The organism is Azospirillum terrae, from assembly GCF_053470425.1.
In genome coordinates this window covers 491,515-508,776 of the sequence record NZ_JBPXMR010000001.1, presented here as the reverse complement: position 1 = coordinate 508,776, position 17,262 = coordinate 491,515, and the positions used below count along the sequence as shown (strand labels likewise).

17 protein-coding genes are annotated in these 17,262 nt (G+C 68.7%); 5 read left to right on the top strand and 12 right to left on the bottom strand.

Going from position 1 to position 17,262, the window contains the following annotated elements; all coding sequences use genetic code 11:
- The first annotated feature begins 336 nt into the window (after nt 1-336).
- A complete protein-coding gene (locus ACSVDD_RS02335; protein ID WP_448187676.1) occupies nt 337-2,487 on the top strand; it encodes a putative bifunctional diguanylate cyclase/phosphodiesterase in 2,151 nt (716 codons plus the stop codon).
- 3 nt (nt 2,488-2,490) lie between these two features.
- Here the strand turns inward: ACSVDD_RS02335 and ACSVDD_RS02330 are convergent, their stop codons facing one another.
- From ACSVDD_RS02330 to ACSVDD_RS02320, 3 genes are all read right to left on the bottom strand, one after another.
- Nucleotides 2,491-4,311 carry a potassium/proton antiporter gene (locus ACSVDD_RS02330; RefSeq protein WP_448187675.1) on the bottom strand — a complete coding sequence of 607 codons (1,821 nt, stop codon included), beginning with the start codon at nt 4,309-4,311 and terminating at the stop codon, nt 2,491-2,493.
- Between the two features lie 155 nt (nt 4,312-4,466).
- Nucleotides 4,467-4,949, bottom strand: coding sequence for an RT0821/Lpp0805 family surface protein (locus tag ACSVDD_RS02325; RefSeq protein ID WP_448187674.1), 483 nt, complete (start codon nt 4,947-4,949; stop codon nt 4,467-4,469).
- A gap of 55 nt (nt 4,950-5,004) precedes the next feature.
- Entirely contained in the window at nt 5,005-5,769 is a 765-nt protein-coding gene (locus ACSVDD_RS02320; protein WP_448187673.1) for a hypothetical protein, read from the bottom strand.
- Nucleotides 5,770-5,952: 183 nt separating this feature from the next.
- Between ACSVDD_RS02320 and ACSVDD_RS02315 the strand changes: the two genes are divergently transcribed.
- A complete protein-coding gene (locus ACSVDD_RS02315; protein WP_448187672.1) occupies nt 5,953-6,126 on the top strand; it encodes a hypothetical protein in 174 nt (57 codons plus the stop codon).
- Between the two features lie 27 nt (nt 6,127-6,153).
- Here the strand turns inward: ACSVDD_RS02315 and ACSVDD_RS02310 are convergent, their stop codons facing one another.
- A complete protein-coding gene (locus tag ACSVDD_RS02310) occupies nt 6,154-7,143 on the bottom strand; it encodes a patatin-like phospholipase family protein (protein WP_448187671.1) in 990 nt (329 codons plus the stop codon).
- 130 nt (nt 7,144-7,273) lie between these two features.
- Between ACSVDD_RS02310 and ACSVDD_RS02305 the strand changes: the two genes are divergently transcribed.
- The 3 genes from ACSVDD_RS02305 to ACSVDD_RS02295 all read left to right on the top strand — a co-directional run bounded on the left by ACSVDD_RS02305 (nt 7,274) and on the right by ACSVDD_RS02295 (nt 9,664).
- The gene (locus ACSVDD_RS02305) at nt 7,274-9,058 is read left to right on the top strand and encodes an ABC transporter ATP-binding protein (protein WP_448187670.1); all 1,785 of its coding nucleotides are present in this window, start codon (nt 7,274-7,276) and stop codon (nt 9,056-9,058) included.
- Between the two features lie 67 nt (nt 9,059-9,125).
- The gene (locus tag ACSVDD_RS02300) at nt 9,126-9,338 is read left to right on the top strand and encodes an antitoxin MazE family protein (protein ID WP_448187669.1); all 213 of its coding nucleotides are present in this window, start codon (nt 9,126-9,128) and stop codon (nt 9,336-9,338) included.
- Complete coding sequence (locus ACSVDD_RS02295) at nt 9,335-9,664, top strand: type II toxin-antitoxin system PemK/MazF family toxin (protein WP_448187668.1); 330 nt, start codon at nt 9,335-9,337, stop codon at nt 9,662-9,664. The genes ACSVDD_RS02300 and ACSVDD_RS02295 overlap by 4 nt, the downstream gene beginning before the upstream one ends.
- A 10-nt stretch (nt 9,665-9,674) precedes the next feature.
- Here ACSVDD_RS02295 and ACSVDD_RS02290 read toward each other — a convergent pair whose 3' ends face one another.
- The 8 genes from ACSVDD_RS02290 to ACSVDD_RS02255 all read right to left on the bottom strand — a co-directional run bounded on the left by ACSVDD_RS02290 (nt 9,675) and on the right by ACSVDD_RS02255 (nt 17,220).
- Nucleotides 9,675-10,397, bottom strand: coding sequence for a fused DSP-PTPase phosphatase/NAD kinase-like protein (locus tag ACSVDD_RS02290; protein WP_448187667.1), 723 nt, complete (start codon nt 10,395-10,397; stop codon nt 9,675-9,677).
- A 75-nt stretch (nt 10,398-10,472) separates the two neighbouring features.
- Complete coding sequence (locus tag ACSVDD_RS02285) at nt 10,473-11,981, bottom strand: bifunctional metallophosphatase/5'-nucleotidase (RefSeq protein ID WP_448187666.1); 1,509 nt, start codon at nt 11,979-11,981, stop codon at nt 10,473-10,475.
- Between the two features lie 74 nt (nt 11,982-12,055).
- The gene (locus ACSVDD_RS02280; protein ID WP_448187665.1) at nt 12,056-12,373 is read right to left on the bottom strand and encodes a cupin domain-containing protein; all 318 of its coding nucleotides are present in this window, start codon (nt 12,371-12,373) and stop codon (nt 12,056-12,058) included.
- Nucleotides 12,374-12,392: 19 nt separating this feature from the next.
- On the bottom strand, nt 12,393-14,009 hold the full coding sequence (locus tag ACSVDD_RS02275) for an NTP transferase domain-containing protein (protein ID WP_448187664.1): 1,617 nt from the start codon (nt 14,007-14,009) through the stop codon (nt 12,393-12,395).
- Between the two features lie 34 nt (nt 14,010-14,043).
- Nucleotides 14,044-14,763 carry an XdhC family protein gene (locus tag ACSVDD_RS02270; RefSeq protein ID WP_448187663.1) on the bottom strand — a complete coding sequence of 240 codons (720 nt, stop codon included), beginning with the start codon at nt 14,761-14,763 and terminating at the stop codon, nt 14,044-14,046.
- Entirely contained in the window at nt 14,760-15,074 is a 315-nt protein-coding gene (locus ACSVDD_RS02265; protein ID WP_448187662.1) for an XdhC family protein, read from the bottom strand. Before ACSVDD_RS02265 ends, ACSVDD_RS02270 begins: the two co-directional genes overlap by 4 nt.
- Nucleotides 15,071-16,300: a vWA domain-containing protein gene (locus ACSVDD_RS02260; RefSeq protein ID WP_448187661.1), complete on the bottom strand. Its 1,230-nt coding sequence runs from the start codon at nt 16,298-16,300 to the stop codon at nt 15,071-15,073. Before ACSVDD_RS02260 ends, ACSVDD_RS02265 begins: the two co-directional genes overlap by 4 nt.
- Nucleotides 16,297-17,220 carry an AAA family ATPase gene (locus ACSVDD_RS02255; RefSeq protein ID WP_448187660.1) on the bottom strand — a complete coding sequence of 308 codons (924 nt, stop codon included), beginning with the start codon at nt 17,218-17,220 and terminating at the stop codon, nt 16,297-16,299. Before ACSVDD_RS02255 ends, ACSVDD_RS02260 begins: the two co-directional genes overlap by 4 nt.
- Nucleotides 17,221-17,262: the final 42 nt, after the last annotated feature.

Below are 17,262 nucleotides of genomic sequence, written 5' to 3'. Positions count from 1 at the left end.
CCCTTCTAACACACCTGCCAATCGGCTCCGGCCGCGGGCTGCCACGCCTGCGGCCGGATTTTTGTTATCGGGTGCGACATTTCGAACGTGTGGGGCGCCGGGCATTGCTCCCCCGCCACCGGCTCCTCTATACCAGAGCGCCTAGTACCTATTGCTCTGGCAATCGGGACTGGGCGCAACCCGTTTCTACTCTTCTTTCTCGCCTGCGCATCGAAAGCCGCGGCCACATCGGTGGAAGTGTTGGAAATCGATGCGAGAACCGTCATAATTGCCACCCGGCCTTGTGGCCTTGGACTCTCTAGAACTGCGGGCAGCTTTTTGGAAGCAGGTACGGCCTTGTCACTCCGATCCGCGGCCGAACTCGAGAATGAGGACGGTCCGCTCGCGGCCGGCTTCCCGCGCGGAACGGACTTCCTTGCCTCGCTGGCGTCGAGCTTCCTGGAGCACGCGGCGTTCGGGCTCGTCTACCTGGACGCTGACCTGTTCTGCCGCCACGTGGCCCCCCGCTTCGCCGCCCTGCTGGAAGCCCCGGTCGAGGAGATCGTCGGCCGCCGTCTGGGTGAGATCGACCACACTGCCGCCCGCGGCATCGCCGAAGCGATGTCCAGGGCGGCGCTGACCGGCGCTGCGGTGCCGGTGGATTGCCTCGCCACGCGACGCAACGGGCGGCGCGTCATGCTGACCGGTTGCGTGGTGCCACACAGCAGTGCGGAGGGTGACGCTCCCGGTTTCCTGGGGGTCTTCCAGGACATCGCCGACGAGGAGCGCATCACCGACTTCCTGCTGCGCCGCGACCCGTTCGTGACGACGCTGCTGGACGCCGCGGTGGACGGCATCGTCATCTCCGACAGCAGCGGCGCCATCCGCACCATCAACAGCGCCTGCTGCCAGCAGTTCGGCTATGAAGAGGCGGACCTGTTGGGCCAGAACGTGACGGTGCTGATGCCGGCGCCGTTCTCGCGCGACCACGACCGCTACATCCAAACCTATCTGAAGACCGAACGCCCCAAGATCATCGGCACCGGGCGCGAGGCGCTGGGCCGGCGCAAGGACGGCAGCGTCTTCCCCATCCACATCAGCGTCGGGCAGGCGCGGATGGGCGAGGAGATCACCTTCGTCGCCATGATCCGCGACATCTCCGACCGGCTGGCGGCGGAGCAGCGCGCCTCCTATCTGGCGCGGCACGACCCGCTGACCGGGGTGTTGACCCGCACCGCCTTCCTCGACGAGTGCGAGGCGGTACTGGCGCGCGCCACCGGCGAGGACGGCAGGCCACCGTGCTTCGCGCTCTATTCGCTCGACGTCGACCAGTTCAGCGACATCAACGAGGCGTTCGGCTTCCACGTCGGCGACGCGGCGCTGAAGGCGCTGGTCAGCCGCGTGACCGAGGTGCTGCCCAAGGAAACCTACATCTGCCGCATCGCCGCCGACGAGTTCGCGGCACTGTCGCGGGTGGACGATCTGGAGATGGCGCGCACGCTGGCCGACGTGCTGCACGACCGCCTGACGGCATCGATCTACGCCGACCGCCATTGGGTGAGGCTGCGCGTCTCCATCGGCGCCGCCGTGTTCGACGAATCGGTCCAGCGGGTCGAGGAGTTGAACGCCAAGGCCAAGCTGGCTTTGCAGGCGGTGCAGCACAACGGCGGCAACGCGGTGTGCTTCTACACGCCGGAGATGGCGGCGGCAGCCACCCGACGCATGCTGCTGACCATGCACCTCGCGCACGCCATAGAACGCAACGAGCTGCACCTCGTCTACCAGCCCATCGTCGAGGCCAAGACCAGTCTGGTGACCAGCGCCGAGGCGTTGCTGCGCTGGACGCACCATACGCTGGGCGCCATCTCGCCGGTGGAGTTCATCCCGGTCGCCGAGGAGAGCGGCCTGATCGTGCCGATCACCGACTGGGTGCTGTCCACCGTGGTGCGGCAGATGGCGGTGTGGGACGAGCAGGGCGTGCTGCCCAAGCGGGTGTTCCTCAACATCTCCGGCCAGCAGTTCCTGCGCGGCAGCCTGACCCACCGGCTGATGGAGCTGCTGGAGGGACAGGACCATCTGCGCAGCCACCTTGGACTGGAGATCACCGAGCAGGCGGCGGTGCGCGACCTCAAGGTCGCCGTGCGGACGCTGAGCGAGCTGGCCGACATCGGCGTGCAGGTGGCGATCGACGACTTCGGCTCCGGCTACTCGTCGCTCAGCTATGTGCAGCAGTTGCCGGTGGCGAAGCTGAAGATCGACCGCGCCTTTATCATTGACGTGCCGGAGAACAGCCGCAACGCCGCGCTGGTGCGCGCCGCCGTCGGCATGGCGCACGGCCTCGGCCTCGTCACGGTGGCCGAGGGAGTGGAGACGGAGGAACAGCGCGAGTTCCTGGCGTCCACCGGCTGCGACCAGCTCCAGGGTTACCTGTTCGGCCGCCCGATGATGCCCGAGGCGCTGGCCGAGATGGTGCGCGGGCAGCAGCAGGACGCCGTGGCGGCGGTCTGAGGCTTACCGTCTCTGCCGCTGCTGCCAGCGCCGGAAGGCCGTGCGGCTCCACCACGTCTCCATACGCTCGCGGATCTGGCCGGGACGCAACAGCAGCGGCAGCCGGGTCTTGTTCGTCGGCACCGGATCGAGGTCGAGGCCGACCGAGGCGATCTCGCCCTCATCGTCCAGGTCGCGCACGATCAGCTCGATCCCGCCCATGCGCAGCCGGTCGCCCAGCTCGAAGCCCTTCGGATACTCGTGGTGAAACAGCGCCCGCAGCGACCGGGTGGCGTTCTGCAACGCCAGCGGCAGGCCGTACATCTCGGCGATCTGCTCCACCGTGGCATCGGGGCTCAGCACCAGATCGCCGTAGAATTCCCGGTCGCTCTGGTCGAGCGGGCGCGTGCCGCCCATCAGCTTGTCCAGCAACGCCAGCCGGTTGGGGGCGATGAACATGTAGACGCGGTCACCGGCGCGAATCGGGCGCGCCTTGTGCAGCGGCACCACGCTGCCGTCGCGCACCACCAGCGACGGGCGCGCCCAGCGCGGCAGCGGCTGGCCGCGCGCCACGGCGCTTTTGGGGTGAACGGTGTAGGCGACCAGCTCGTGGCCGATCTCGCCGGGCAGTTCCAGCTCGACGCGCTCCACCGGGCCGGTGCGTGGCGGCACGATCAGGCGCAGCCAGCGCGCCATCGGCCCGATGGTCCAGCCCTGCACCAGCAGCGAGACGATCACCACGATGAACGCCGTGTTGAAGATCGTCTGCCCGCCGGGCAGATCGCCCATGATGGGCACCAGCGCCAGGAGCATGGACACGGCGCCGCGCAGGCCGACCCAGCCGACGAAGGTTGTCTCGTTGGCGGTGAAGCGGAAGGGCAGCAGGCACAGCCACACCGCCAGCGGCCGCGCCGCCAGGATCAGCAGGAAGGCCAGCGCCACCGCCGGAATGGCGATCTCCTTGAAGGCGCTGGGCGTGGCGAGCAGGCCCAGCATGACGAACATGACGATCTGGCTCAGCCACGTCAGGCCACTGTGGAAGCGCCGCAGGTTCTGGGCGCCGCGCAAATGGACGTTGCCGGCCACCAGCCCGGCCACGTAGACTGCCAGAAAGCCGCTGCCGCCCAGCGCCGCTGTGCCGCCGAAGACGAACAGCGCGATGGCCAGCGACACCACCAGATTGAGTCCCGATTCGAGCCGCGCGCTGTTGATCAGCGTCACCAGCAGCACGCCGCCCACCAGCCCGCCCAGCACGCCGCCGCCCATCTCGCGCAGGAACTCCAGCGCCATGGCCGCCGGGTCGAGGTGGCCGAGCTGGGCGGCCTCGACCAGCACGATGGTCAGCAGGATCGCCATGGGGTCGTTGCTGCCCGATTCGATCTCCAGCGTCGAGCGCACGCGGTCGCGGATGGTGATGCCGCCGACTCGCAGCAGCAGGAACACCGCCGCCGCGTCGGTCGAGCTGACCACCGCGCCGAGCAGCAGCGCCTCGAACCAGGGCAGGGCCAGCAGGTAATGCGCCGCCACGCCGATGACGCCGGTGGTGACGCCGACCCCCAGCGTGGCGAGCGTCAGCGCCGGCCACGCCGCGGTGCGGTAACTCTGGAGTCGGGTGTCGAAACCGCTCTCGAACAGGATGACGGCGAGCGCCACCGAGCCGATGAGGAAGGTGCCCGGCGCGTCGTTGAACGGGATGCCGCCGATGCCGTCCTGGCCCGCCAGCAGGCCCACCCCCAGAAAGATCAGCAGCAAGGGCGTGCCGAAACGCAACGCCACGACGCTGGTCAGGATGCTGGCGATCAGCAGGGTGGAGCCGATCAGGATGATGCTGCTGGATTCTTCCATGGCGCCGATCCTGCCGGTTCGGTGCCATGGAAGCAACATTACCCTCTCCCGTCCCGGGAGAGGGTGGCCGCCGGAGGCGGCCGGGTGAGGGTGACAGCAAGGATCCTTGACTTTACCCCCACCCTAACCCTCCCCCGGGGCGGGGGAGGGAACAATCAACTCACGAGCTGCCAACTCCCGTCGGGTTGCCGGCAGGCGGTGCCGTGCGCGGTTTCGGCGCGGCCTTCCACGTAGATGGTGTGGCTGTACTCGCGGCAGGTCTGGCCGGCGGGGTTCTGGTAGGTGCGCTGCGGCTGAATGGTGCCGCGGTTGCCGGTCTCCGGGTTGTTCCAGGTGATCGGCTCGTTGCTCGTCATGGCGCGCTCCTCGGCAGCGGCGGCGCGGCGGCTGTCGTTGCCGGTCATGTAGCGCGACACCTCGCGGCCGGCCAGCGCCCCCAACACCGTGCCGATGCCGATGGTCGCCACCTTGCCCGCACCCCCGCCGAAGCGCGAGCCCAGCAGCGCGCCGCCCACGGCACCGCCCAGCGTGCCCACGGTCTCGGAACTGTTCATGTTGCCGAACCCGCCGCCCGGAGGCTGGCAGGCGCCCAGCGACAGCGCCAGGACGGTGCAGGTCAGCGTCTTGCGGATGCTCATAGGGCTTAATCCTCGTTGTTGCCGGGAAAACCCGGCGCTCTAAGGTTGGTTCCCGTCAGCCGCGCCGGCCGAGCTTCACCGCGACATCGCCGGAATAGGTCGAGAAGCCGATGTGTTCGAGCCGGCTTTGCAGGTCGGCCCAGATCGGCTCGCCGATCTCATGGCAGAGGTCGCAGAAGGCGTAGTCCTCGGACAGATACCGGCCGGTGGCGGTGTCGATCTTCGTCTCGAACAGCGCGTAGCGCGGAGACGGCGTGCCGCCGCGCTGGAAAAAGTCCTTGTCGGCGGAATCATCCGTGTAATAGCGCGTCTCGGGGAACGCCTCGCACAGGCGCTCGATGACGTCGCGCGCGATCAGGAGGAAGCCGGTCCCGACATACTCCACCTTCAAGAAACCCTGGGCGTCCTCCTCGGGAGAATCGCCGGCACCGACCACGTATTCGAGCGACCGCGCCTCGCGGATGTCCGGCGGCAGTCCGTCCGGGGCGATGCGGTCCCAGAAGACGTTCTTCAGCGGATAGATGCCGCCCACGACGCCGTGCCCGCTGTTCAGCAGGCGGAGCACCTGATCGGTGCTGAAGCCAATGTCCGCGTCGATGAACATCAGGTGCGTGAACTCGGGATTTTCCAGGAACTGGCCCAGCAGCCGGTTGCGCGCCCGCGTGATCAGGCTGTCGCCCGCGGTGTAGATGGCCGAGAAGCGGACCCCGCGATGGGAAAGCTCCGCGGCCAGGGTCATCATGGAGGTGTGGTAGGCGTGCGTGATGTTGCCGGCGAAGCAGGGTGTGGCGACACACAGATGCGGGACGGGCGCGGACATGGCGTTCCTTTGGGCGTGGAGGACGCAAGGCTAACACACCGCCATCCGTCCAGCATCGGACATCGCGAGGAGGTCGAACCCGCGGCCGTGAAAGCACCTCGAAAGGGTGTCGGAAGCATTTTCCCCTCTCGCGCGTTTATCCCGTGTGTCGTTCCTTCATGGAGGGCTTTCGAGATGAAACGCATGCGCCTGATTGCAGCCGCCCTTTCGGCAACCATGCTGCTGGCGGCCTGCAACACGGGCACCGTGCTCGGTGGGGCGGGTGGGGCGGCCGGCGGCTACGCGCTGGGTGGAAAGCGCGGCGCCATCATCGGCGGCCTGGGTGGCGCCGCGGTCGGTACCGCCTTGGGTCAGTAGAAGCGCCGCGGCGGGGTGGTGCCGGCATCAGGCCCGCACCACCTCGCGCGCGCCGGCACTGAACACCGCCAGCGCGTCGTGCAGTTCGGGCAGCACCCGCTCGACCGCCTGCTCGCCTTCGCGGATGCAGTCGTCGGCGCGGTCGAACTCCAGCAAACCGATGTGGCCGAGCCGTGGCGCAACGTGAACGTCCGGCGGTTCTCCGGCCAGGCGTGAGCGGGTGATGCGGTCGGTGATGATGCCGAGCGACGAGACCATCACGCCGAACACGCTCGGCCCGTCATAGTCGCGCCGGAAGATGCGGCGCGCCAGCGCACCGATGGACGACAGCGGCCGGGTCTCGCGCGGGGCCTCCGCGATCAGCTTCAACAGGTCGAAGCCGGCCGCGGTGGGTACCGTGGCGCCGGGTTTGCGCGCCTTGCCGATGATGTCGCCCGACAAATTGACGGCGATGACCATCTGCGCGCCCAGCGCCCGGCAGCACGACACCGGTACCGGGTTGACCAGCGCCCCGTCCACCAGCCAGCGCCCGTCCATCGCCACCGGCGGGAACACGCCGGGCAGCGAGAAGGAGGCGCGCAACGCCTCGACCAGTTCGCCCTTTTGCAGCCACACCTCGTGCCCGGTGACCAGATCGGTGGCGGTGGCGACGAAGGGGACGGGCAGGTTCTCGATCCGGGTGTCGCCCAGGTGCCGGCGCATTTCCGCCATCAGCTTGTCGCCGCTGATCAGGCCGCCGCCCTGGCGCAGCCGCAAATCCAGATAGCCGGCGATCTTCAGGCGGGAGAGGCCGCGCGCCCAATCCTCGAGCGCGTCCAGCTTTCCGGCCAGCTTCACGCCGCCGACCAGGGCCCCCACCGAGGAGCCGCAGACGATATCCGGCTCGATGCCATAGCGCTTGAGCGCCCGCAGCACGCCGATGTGTGCCCAGCCCCGCGCCACGCCGCCGCCCAGGGCCAACCCGATGCGTGGCCCAACGCGGGACTTGCTGCGCACCATACCGCCGTCCATCGCCATGGGACCCTCCACGACTATCCTTTCGTAGTATGCAATGCCCGACTCTAACGAGTGGTTAAGGCGCGTGGCTGGACAGGCAACATCGTTGTCCGCTATGGCTTCGCGCCATGGGACAGGGAAGGGGCTTGCGGTGAGCGGCAAGACGAACACGGTGTTGGGCCTCGACGGCGACACTCAGGCGCTGATGGGGCGCGTGTGGCGGGAGTGGATACGGCCCTACCGCGGCCGGCTGATGCTCGCCTTCGTGCTGATGGCGGTGCTGGCGGCGGCGACCGGCGCCTACCCGCTGCTGATCGACCGCTCCTACGCCATGTTCGAGACGCAGGACCGCACCATGATGGTGCTGGTGCCGCTGGCCATCGTCGTGGTCTCGATCATCAAGGCGTGGACCATGTTCGCTCAGACCGTGGTGACCGCAGACATCGTGCAGCGCATCCTCACCGACGTGCGCATGGCGATGTTCGGCCATCTGCTGAGCGCCGACATGGCGCACCTGCACGCCTCCCCCACCGGCACGCTGACCTCGCGCTTCATCAACGACGTGGACGTGGTGCGCAACGCGCTGTCGCGCACCGTCACCAACCTCGTGCGCGACATCCTGACGGTGATCGCCCTGGTCGGGTCGATGTTCTACCTCGACTGGATGCTGTCGCTGATCACCTTCCTGGTCTACCCGCTGGCGGCGATGCCCATCGTCAACATCGGCAAACGCATGCGCCGGCTCTCAAGGCAGACACAGGCGCAGATGGGCGACATGACCGCGTTGCTGACCGAGAGCCTGTCCGGCGCCCGCATGGTCAAGACCTACTGCCTGGAGGATTACGAGCGCAAACGCGCCGGGGCGGCGTTCGAGGACAACTACCGCCTGTCCATGAAGGCGACGCGCCAGCGCTCGGCGGTCGATCCGATGATGGAGGCGTTGGGCGGCGTGGCGGTGGCCGGGGTGATTGCCTTCGCCGGCTGGCGCATCGCCAGCGGCAGCGGCACGGTCGGCGAGTTCACCGGTTTCATCGGCGCCCTGCTGATCGCTGCCCCGTCGGTGCGCGCGCTCGGCACCCTGAACACGGCGCTCCAAGAGGGATTGGCGGCAGCCCAGCGCATCTTCGAACTGATCGACGAGAAGCCCGCCATCGTCGAAAAGCCCAACGCCCGGCCGCTCGCCGCTGGACCGGGTGCGGTGCGGCTGGACGCGGTGCGCTTCGCCTACGAGGCTGAGGGCAGCACGCTGAAGGACCTGACTATCGACGTGGCGCCGGGGACGACGGTGGCGCTGGTCGGGCGCAGCGGGGCCGGCAAGTCCACGGTGTTCAACCTGATCCCGCGGCTTTACGACGTCACCGGCGGCCGGGTGCTGATCGACGGGCAGGACGTGCGCGACGTGACGCTGGCGAGCCTGCGCGGAGCGGTGGCGCTGGTCAGCCAGGATTCCGTGCTGTTCAACGACACGGTGCGCACCAACATCGCCTTCGGCCGCCCCGGCGCCTCGATGGACGACATCGTCTCTGCCGCTAAGGCCGCCGCCGCGCATTCCTTCATCGAGAAGCTGCCGGAGGGCTACGACACGGTGATCGGCGACCGCGGCACCAAGCTGTCGGGCGGCGAGCGCCAGCGCGTGGCCTTGGCCCGCGCCTTCCTGAAGGACGCGCCGATCCTGCTGCTCGACGAGGCGACGAGCGCGTTGGATTCCGAATCCGAGCGGCTGGTGCAGGAGGCGCTGGAGCGCCTGACCAAGGGGCGGACCACGCTGGTCATCGCCCATCGCTTGGCGACGGTGCGCACGGCGCACCTGATCTGCGTGATGGAGGACGGCCGCGTGGTCGAGCGTGGCACGCACGAGGAACTTCTGGCCGTCGGCGGCACCTACGCCCGCCTGTGCGCACTCCAGTTCGGCGAGGACGCGCGGGCCTCGGCGTGAGGAGCAGATCTTGCACCTTTCCGCAACAGCCGCTATGTTACATGTAACGCATGCGGAGGAGGCCATCATGGCGCAACCCGTTCGCCGTCGTGTTCAGGCGCATCGAGCCCAACTCCGCGCCCAGGGATTGCGGCCGATTCAAATCTGGGTCCCGGACGTCCGCTCGCCCACCTTCAAGGAAGAGGCTCGGCGCCAATCCCGCTTGGTCGCCGAGGCGGACTGCCGCGACGACATCATGGATTTCCTTGAGGACAGCCAGGATTACGGGAACGAGCAGTGAGGCGCGGCGATCTGGTCACCGTCGCCGGGCGCGGCGACTACGCCGGCAAGCCGCGTCCAGCGGTCGTCATTCAGTCGGACGATTTCGCGGAGACCGACAGTGTAACGGTCTGTCCGTTAACGCATGTCGAGGCAGACGCGCCGCTGCTCCGTCTGCGACTTGAACCGGATGGGGAGAACAACCTTCGCGCCATCTCGTGGATCATGATCGATAAGGTGGCGACCTTCCGTCGCGCCAACGTGGGCGCTGTTTTCGGGTGTATTTCCGATGCCGACGTGGTGCGGATCAACCGGTCGCTTCCGGTGTTCCTTGGCCTCGCCGGCTGAGCGCCGTGAGCTACTCCCGCGCCAGCAACCGGTCCACCACTGTGTTGGCCCACTCCTTCGTGCGGAAGCTTTCCTTGGCCGCCACCGGGTCGTAGACGGTGTCCACCCACTCCCAGAAGTCGATGGGGTTGCGCTCGTTGTAGGCGCGGTACAACTCGAAGAAATAATCGAGGATGCCGGTCTTCGCCTGCTTGAAGTGGCCGTATTTCCAGTGCAACTGCTTCACTGCCTCGTCCAGCGGCACCTTCTCGTGCACGAACATGTAGAAGGCCGACATGAAGCCGGCGCGGTCGGCGCCCGACTTGCAGTGCATCAGCGCCGGATACTCGATGGTTTCAAACAGGCGCTTGGCGGCGTGCAGCCTGTCCTTGCGCGGCATGTCGCGGGAATTGATGGGGAAATCCGCCAGCGCGATGCCCGCCTCACGGCACGCCTCGGCCTCCAGGATGTAGGAGGCGCAGTCGCGCGAGCCGCGCAGGTTCACGATGGTCTTGACGCCCTCGTCGGCCCAGCGCCGGATGTGCGAGGGCGACGGCTGCGCCGCGCGCTGCATGTTGGGCGACATGTGATAGCGGTTGGCGTAGATCAGCCGGAAGCAGGCGTGGTCGATGAACACGCTTTCGATATGGCCGAGCGCGCGCTGCCACGGGGTCTTCATCCGCCCGCGGGTCTGCTTGATCTGGTCGGCCAGACCGGCGGCGTACCGGCGCAACAGCCACTTTTTCGACAACACGCACCTCGTCCCTGCAAGGCCGCCAAGATAGGGGGCCGGCAGCCCGCGTCAAGCCTTCCGACTCAACGGCCCCCATCACGGCTTGGCGACGATACGGCCTTCCACCTTCGGCTCGATGATCCCCTTGGCCGCCACGTACTCCATGACGATGCTGGCGATGAGCACCGCGCCCGAGGGATCGACGATCACCTTGGCCTGCGGGAACGTCGCGTAGCCGTCGCCGCCGCGCAGCAGATAGTCGGTCGATGCCACACGGTACACCGCGGCCGGGTCGAGCGGCTTGCCGCCGACCTTGGCCTCGATGACGCGGCGTCCGGCCGGCAGCGTCGGGTCGTAGGCGAACGTCACGCCGGAGACCTGCGGGAAGCGCCCGGCCTTGTCCTCGACGTGTGACACGCCGTTCTCCAGCGCCGCCAGCAGCCCGGCACCGGACATCTCCACCAGGATGGCGACGTTGCCGAACGGATTCTCGGCGAAGATGTCCCGGCGGCGGAGATCGGAGCCAGCGGGGTACAGCGCGTTGCCGCGCAGCCCGCCGCCGTTGGTGATGGCGACATCGGCCTTCAGCGTCTCACGCAGCGCGTCGGTGATCAGGTTGCCCATGCTGGATTCGCGTGAGCGCACCACGTCCTTGCGGCTGTCCAGGTCGGTCAGCGTCTTGCCGATGACGACGTTGAGTTCGCCGTCCAGGCGGTCGGTGTAGGTCTTCACCCGCCCCGCGATCTCCGCGTCGGGCGCCACGCCCGTCGTCGTGACCATCCGCCACTCGGCCGGGACGATGGTGGTCTCCGGGCCCTTGTCGGTCGCCTTCGTGCTGACCGTCAGGTCGGCCACCCCCAGGAAATGCGCATCGGACCCGGCCTTGAGGATCAGCGTCTCGCCCTCGTAGAAGGTGATCGGGTCGTGGTCGTGGCCGCCAAGGATCAGGCTGATGCCCTTCACCTCGCGGGCGAGCTTGCGATCCTCGGCGATGTCCAGATGGGTGAGCGCTACCACGACGTGCGCGCCGGCCGCCTTGAGCTGAGCCACTGCGGCTTCTGCGGCGGGCTTCACGTCGGTGAAGGCCACGCTGGGGCCGGGGCTGGACAGTTTGGCGGTGACCGGCGTGAGTACGCCGAAGAAGCCCACCGTCACGTCGCCGGCCTGCTTGGTCCAGGTGGCGACGGCACCGCCGAACGGCTTGCCGTCGTTGCCCAGCACGTTGGTGCCCAGCCAGGGGAAGCGGGACTCGGCCAAGCGCGTGCGCGCGACCTCGGCGCCGAAGTCGAATTCATGGTTGCCGAACACCGCCACGTCGGTGCCGATGGCGTTGAACAGATCGACCATCTGCACGCCCTTCGTCGTGCCTGACATCAGCGATGGTGATAGGAAATCGCCGCCCAGCGTGGTGATGGCCGCGGGGTTGCGTGCCCGCTCGCGCTTCAGCAGCGTCATCAGCTCGGCCATGCCGCCACGGCCGCGCACCGGGGCGATCTCGTAGACGTCGTTGACGTGCAGGAAGGTCAGCGTGCCGTTCTGCGCCAGCGCCACACCCGGCAGCAGAGCGGCCAGGACAGCGAAGGCATGGGCGAGCGGGCGGAGCATGGGTGTCCTCGGATAGCGGGCGCGGATGGCCCATCATGCGCACGAAGGGCGCTCGGGACAATCACCGGATGCTCTCAGTCCGGCAGAGCGAGGTTCACCTCAACGAGCACGGTGTCGGTCTCGAACACCGCGCTGTGCCAGGCGTCCGGCGCGAAGTGGATGACCATGCCGGGCCGAAGGGCAACGGTGCCGGTTTCGCACTCCAGGGTGCCGGTGCCCTCCAGCACTTGGACGAACTGCTCGTGCGGGTGGCTGTGGCGCCCGGCGCGGGTGCCGGCGGCGATCGTTACCATCTTCAACACGGCGCCTTGGCCGGCGATCTCCCGGCGGACGGTACCCTCGCCCCGTTCGGGCGGTACGGTGTTCCAGGTGTAGACGGTCGTCTTGCCCATCAGATGATGCCTTCTCGCGTCAGCTCTGCTTCAGCAGCCGCGCCAGCCCGTCCGGCGTGTCCACGTCGTCGAGGACGCCGTTCTGCTCCACCGTCACCTCGCAGACCTGCTCGGTGTTCTGGCCGATCAGGTGCTTGGCCCCGGTGTCGCCGGTGACGCGTGCCATGTCGGCGAAGAAACTCCGATCCCACAGCACCGGGTTGCCGCGCCGGCCATGCGCGACCGGCAGGCAGATGGCGCGCCCTTCGGTCGGGTTATAGGCGGCGATCAACCGGTCGAGCACACCCGGCGCCACCGCGGGCATGTCGCCCAGGCACACCAGCGCGCCGTCCACCTCGGCCGGCAGCGCCGCCAGTCCGGCACGCAGCGACGTGCTCAGCCCATCGGCAAAGTCCGGGTTGTCGGCGAACGTCACCGGCCGCCCCGCCAGTGCGGCGCGCACGGCCTCGCCCTGGTGCCCGGTGACCACGACCACCGGCCGCGCCGACGAGGCCAGCGCCGCGTCCACGGTGCGGGCGACCAGCGGCACGCCATGCACGTCGGCCAGCAGCTTGTTGGTGCCGCCCATGCGGCTGGAGCGCCCGGCGGCCAGCACGATGGCGGCAATGCGCGGAGCACGGGGAGGTTCGGCAATGCCGGCGCGCGGCAGGCCGCGGCTGGGGATTTCCGCCAGCAGACCGCCGACGCCCATGCGCATGACGTCCGCCGGCGTGACCGGCACGCCGGCCGCCAGCCGTTGCAGCACCCAGTCGAAGCCGTTGAGCTTCGGCGACCGCGCGCAGCCCGGCAAGCCCAGCACCGGCACGCCGTCGAGGTGTGCCATCAGCAGCAGATTGCCGGGATCGACCGGCATGCCGAAGTGCTCCACCGTGCCGCCGGCGCGCTCGATGGCGGCGGGCAGCACGTCGCGCCGGTCGGTGATCGCCGAGGCGCCGGCGATCAGCAGCAGGTCGAGCCCGAGCGGCCGCGTGGCGTCGATCAACGCTGCCAGCCTGGATTCGTCGTGCGGGCACCGCGCCTCATGCACCAGCGTGCTGCCGAGCGCCGCCAGCCGCTCACGCGTCACGGTGACGGTCTTGTCCAGCATCGCCCCCTTGGTGCCGGCCAGCTCGGTTTGCAGCAGCCCGGCGCGCAACGGCCGGTAGGGCGCGACCATCAGCGGCGGCCCGCCGTCCCGCAGCGCCGCCTCGACGCGGTCGACGATGGCGCCCGGCGCGGCGAAGGGGATGATCTTGACGGTCGCCACCATCTGCCCCGGCACGACCTGGGCGAAGGCGGGCAGGGTGGCGATGGTGACGGACTCGTCGGCTAGGTTGACGGCCTCCAGCCGCGCCGGGTCGAGAACGGCCAGCCCCGCCGCTTCGGCGAACAGGTTGACGCGGCCGGTGAAGGCGGCGGCCACGCTCAATCCCTCGCCGCGCAAAGCCGCCGCGATGCAGGTTGCCGCGTCGTCCTCGCCAACGTCGCCTTCCTCCAGGCGCGCAACGGTGACGGTCTCGAAGTCCGCGGCCTTGAGCGCGGCCACGTCCTCCGCGCTCAGCACGCGGCCTTTCTTGAAGATCAGGCAGCTCTTGCGCACGGAGTGCGCCAGGATCGTGCCGGCTGCGTCCGCGACCGGAACCGGGCCGAAATACATCCGCTTCCTCCCACGACGGCGACCACCTGATTATCTAGAGCGCATTGCGGCGGGCCGCCACCACCTGGGCGATGATGGACAGCGCGATCTCCGCCGGGGTCTCGGCGCCGATGTCCAGGCCGACCGGGGCATGGATGCGCTTCAGTTCCGCTTCGGTCAGACCGATGTCGCTCAGCCGGTCGAGGCGCTTGGCGTGGGTGCGGCTGCTGCCCAGCGCGCCGATGTAGAAGGCCGGAGAGCGCAACGCCACCAGCAGCGCCGGGTCGTCCAGCTTGGGGTCGTGGGTCAGCGTCACCACCGCGGTCCGCGCGTCGATGCCCAGCGTTTCCAACGCCTCGTCCGGCCACGACACGACAAGCTTCACGCCGGGGAACCGCGCCTCGGTGGCGAAGGCCTGCCGCGGATCGACCACCGTCACCGCATAGCCGGTAAGGTCCGCCAGGGGCGCCAGCAACTGTCCAATGTGCACGGCGCCGACGACGATCAACCGCAGCGGCGGGTTGTGGGCGTGCACGAACAGGCGCGGTCCGTCGCCCTCGTAACCCTCGACGTCGGGGAACTCGACCAGCCCACTGTGGTCCTGGCGCAAACGCGCGCGGATCTCCGCCAGATGGTGCTCCTCCAGGCCGAAGCCGCCGTGCACGGCATCGTGGAAGATCAAGCTTTGCAGGCCGCTGCTCAGGTCGGTGACCAGCGCCACCGGCACCTTGTCGGCACGCGCCTTCAGCAGGCGCTCAAGCAACTCGCGTTTCATTCCACCGCCTCGACGTAGACCTGCACCTTGCCGCCGCAGGCCAGCCCGACCTCCCAGGCCATCTCGTCGCTGACGCCGAAGGACAGCAGGCGCGGCTCGCCGTCTTCCACGGTTTTCTGCGCCTCGTGCACGACGGCGCCCTCGATGCAGCCGCCGGACACCGAACCGACCATGGCCCCCGCCTCGTCCACCGCAAGCAGGCTGCCCACCGGCCGCGGCGACGAGCCCCAGGTCGCCACCACGGTGGCCAGCGCCACCCGGCGCCCCTCCGAGCGCCAGCGCGCCGCCTGTTCCAGGATGTCGTCGCTCATGCCTTCTCCCTCAGCCAAGCCCGCATGCCCTCATGCCGGCGCGGCCCCGTGTGTTCCAGCGCTCCGGCCAAGGCCGCGAGGCTGTTCAGGTTGTGCACCGGACGGAAGTCGTCCACGTGCGGCAAAAGCGCCCGCACACCGGACGACTTCGGCGCAAACCCCTCCCAGCGCAGCAGCGGGTTCAGCCAGATCAGGCGCCGGCAGCTCTTGTGCAGCCGCTCGGCTTCCCTGGCCAGCCCCTCGCCGGCGTCTCGGTCCAGCCCGTCGGTGATGAGAAGCACCACCGCGCCCTGGCCGAGCACGCGGCGCGCCCACACGCGGTTGAAGTCGTGCAGCGTGGCGCCGATGCGGGTTCCGCCGGACCAATCCTGGACGGCGGCGGACACCGCGTCCAATGCGACATCCACATCCCTGTGCCGCAGATGGCGCGTGACATGGGTGAGCCGCGTGCCGAAGACGAAGCTGTACACCCGGTCGCGGTCGTTGCTCAGCGCGTGCAGGAAGTGCAGCAGCATGCGCGAATAGCGGCTCATGGAGCCGGAAATGTCGCACAGCACCACCAGCGGCGGCGGCCGGGTGCGGCGACGCGAGCGCACCAACTCCGCCACGTCGCCGCCCTGGCGCAGCATGCGGCGCAGCGTGGCGCGCGGGTCGATGCGGGGCCCGCGCGGGTCCAGGCGGTGGCGGCGGGTCGCGGCCTCGGCCACCGGGAGCGCGATGCGGGTCATCAGCTGCTTGGCCTCGGCCAGTTCCGCGGCCGACATCTTTTCGAAGTCCTTTGCCTGCAAAAGCTCGCGGTCGGAGACGGTGAAGGCGGCGTCCACCTGGATTTCGGTCTTTTCCGGCTGCTGTTCCTCCTCGTCGGTGCCGGCAGCGCGGAGCGCCTCGGCGACGCGGCGCGACAGTTCCTTCTGGTCGGGCGAGGGTGCCGTGCGCAGGCCGGGCAGCATCATGCCGATCATGCGCTTCAACAGGTCCGGGTTGCGCCAGAAGACGTGGAACGCCTGATCGAACACCGGGCGCTGATCGCGCCGGTTCACGAACACCGAATGCAGCGCCCAGTAGAAGTCCCGCCGGTTGCCGAGGCCCACCGCCTCGACGGCTTCCAGAGCTTGCAGCACCTTGCCCGGCCCAACCGGCAGGCCGGCGGCGCGCAGCGCGCGGGCAAAGTGCATGAGGTTGGCCGCGAGCCGCGCCTCGCCGATCGGGGAAACGGGGGCGCTCATGGCGCGCGGGCGGCGGCCAGCTCGGTCTTCACCTGGGCAAGCAGCCGGGCCGCCTCGCTGCCCTGGATGCGGGCGATGTCGTCCTGGTACTTCAGCAGTGTGCCGAGCGTATCGTTGATGGTGGCGGGGTCGAGTTCGAGCTGGTTCAACTCGACCAGCGCCTGCGCCCAGTCCAGCGTCTCGGCGACGCCCGGTGCCTTGTAGAGGTCTATGGCGCGGAGTTTCTGCACGAAGCCGACGACCTGCGCCGCCAGCCGGGCGTCGGCGTTGGGTGCCTTGACGCTCAGGATCTCGCGCTCGCGCTCGGCCGAGGGGTAATCCACCCAATGGTAGAAGCAGCGCCGTTTCAGCGCGTCGTGGATCTCGCGCGTGCGGTTGGAGGTGAGAATGACGATGGGCGGCTCGGGGGCCTTGATGGTGCCGAACTCCGGGATCGTCACCTGGAAGTCGGAGAGCACCTCCAGCAGATAGGCCTCGAACGGCTCGTCGGTGCGGTCCAGTTCGTCGATCAGTAGGACGGGGGCGCCGTTGAGGTCGGGTTCGAGGGCCTGGAGCAGCGGGCGCTTGATGAGGAATTTGTCGGAGAACAGGTCGGACGCCAGCGCGTCCCGGTCACGGTCGCCGGACGCTTCGGCGAGGCGGATCTCCATCATCTGGCGGGCGTAGTTCCATTCGTAGACGGCGGAGGCCACGTCCAGCCCCTCGTAGCATTGCAGGCGCACGAGACGGCGATTGAGGGTGCGCGACAACACCTTGGCAATCTCGGTCTTGCCGGTGCCGGCCTCGCCTTCGAGAAACAAGGGGCGCTTGAGCTTGAGCGCGAGGTACAGCGCCGTGGACAGCGCCCGGTCGGCGACATAGTCGCCGTGGCTCAGCAGATCCAGCGTTGTGTCAACGGATTGGGGGAGGGAGGTGGGCATGCGACAGGACGGTCCTTCAAACCCTCCCCCGGCGGGGCCGGG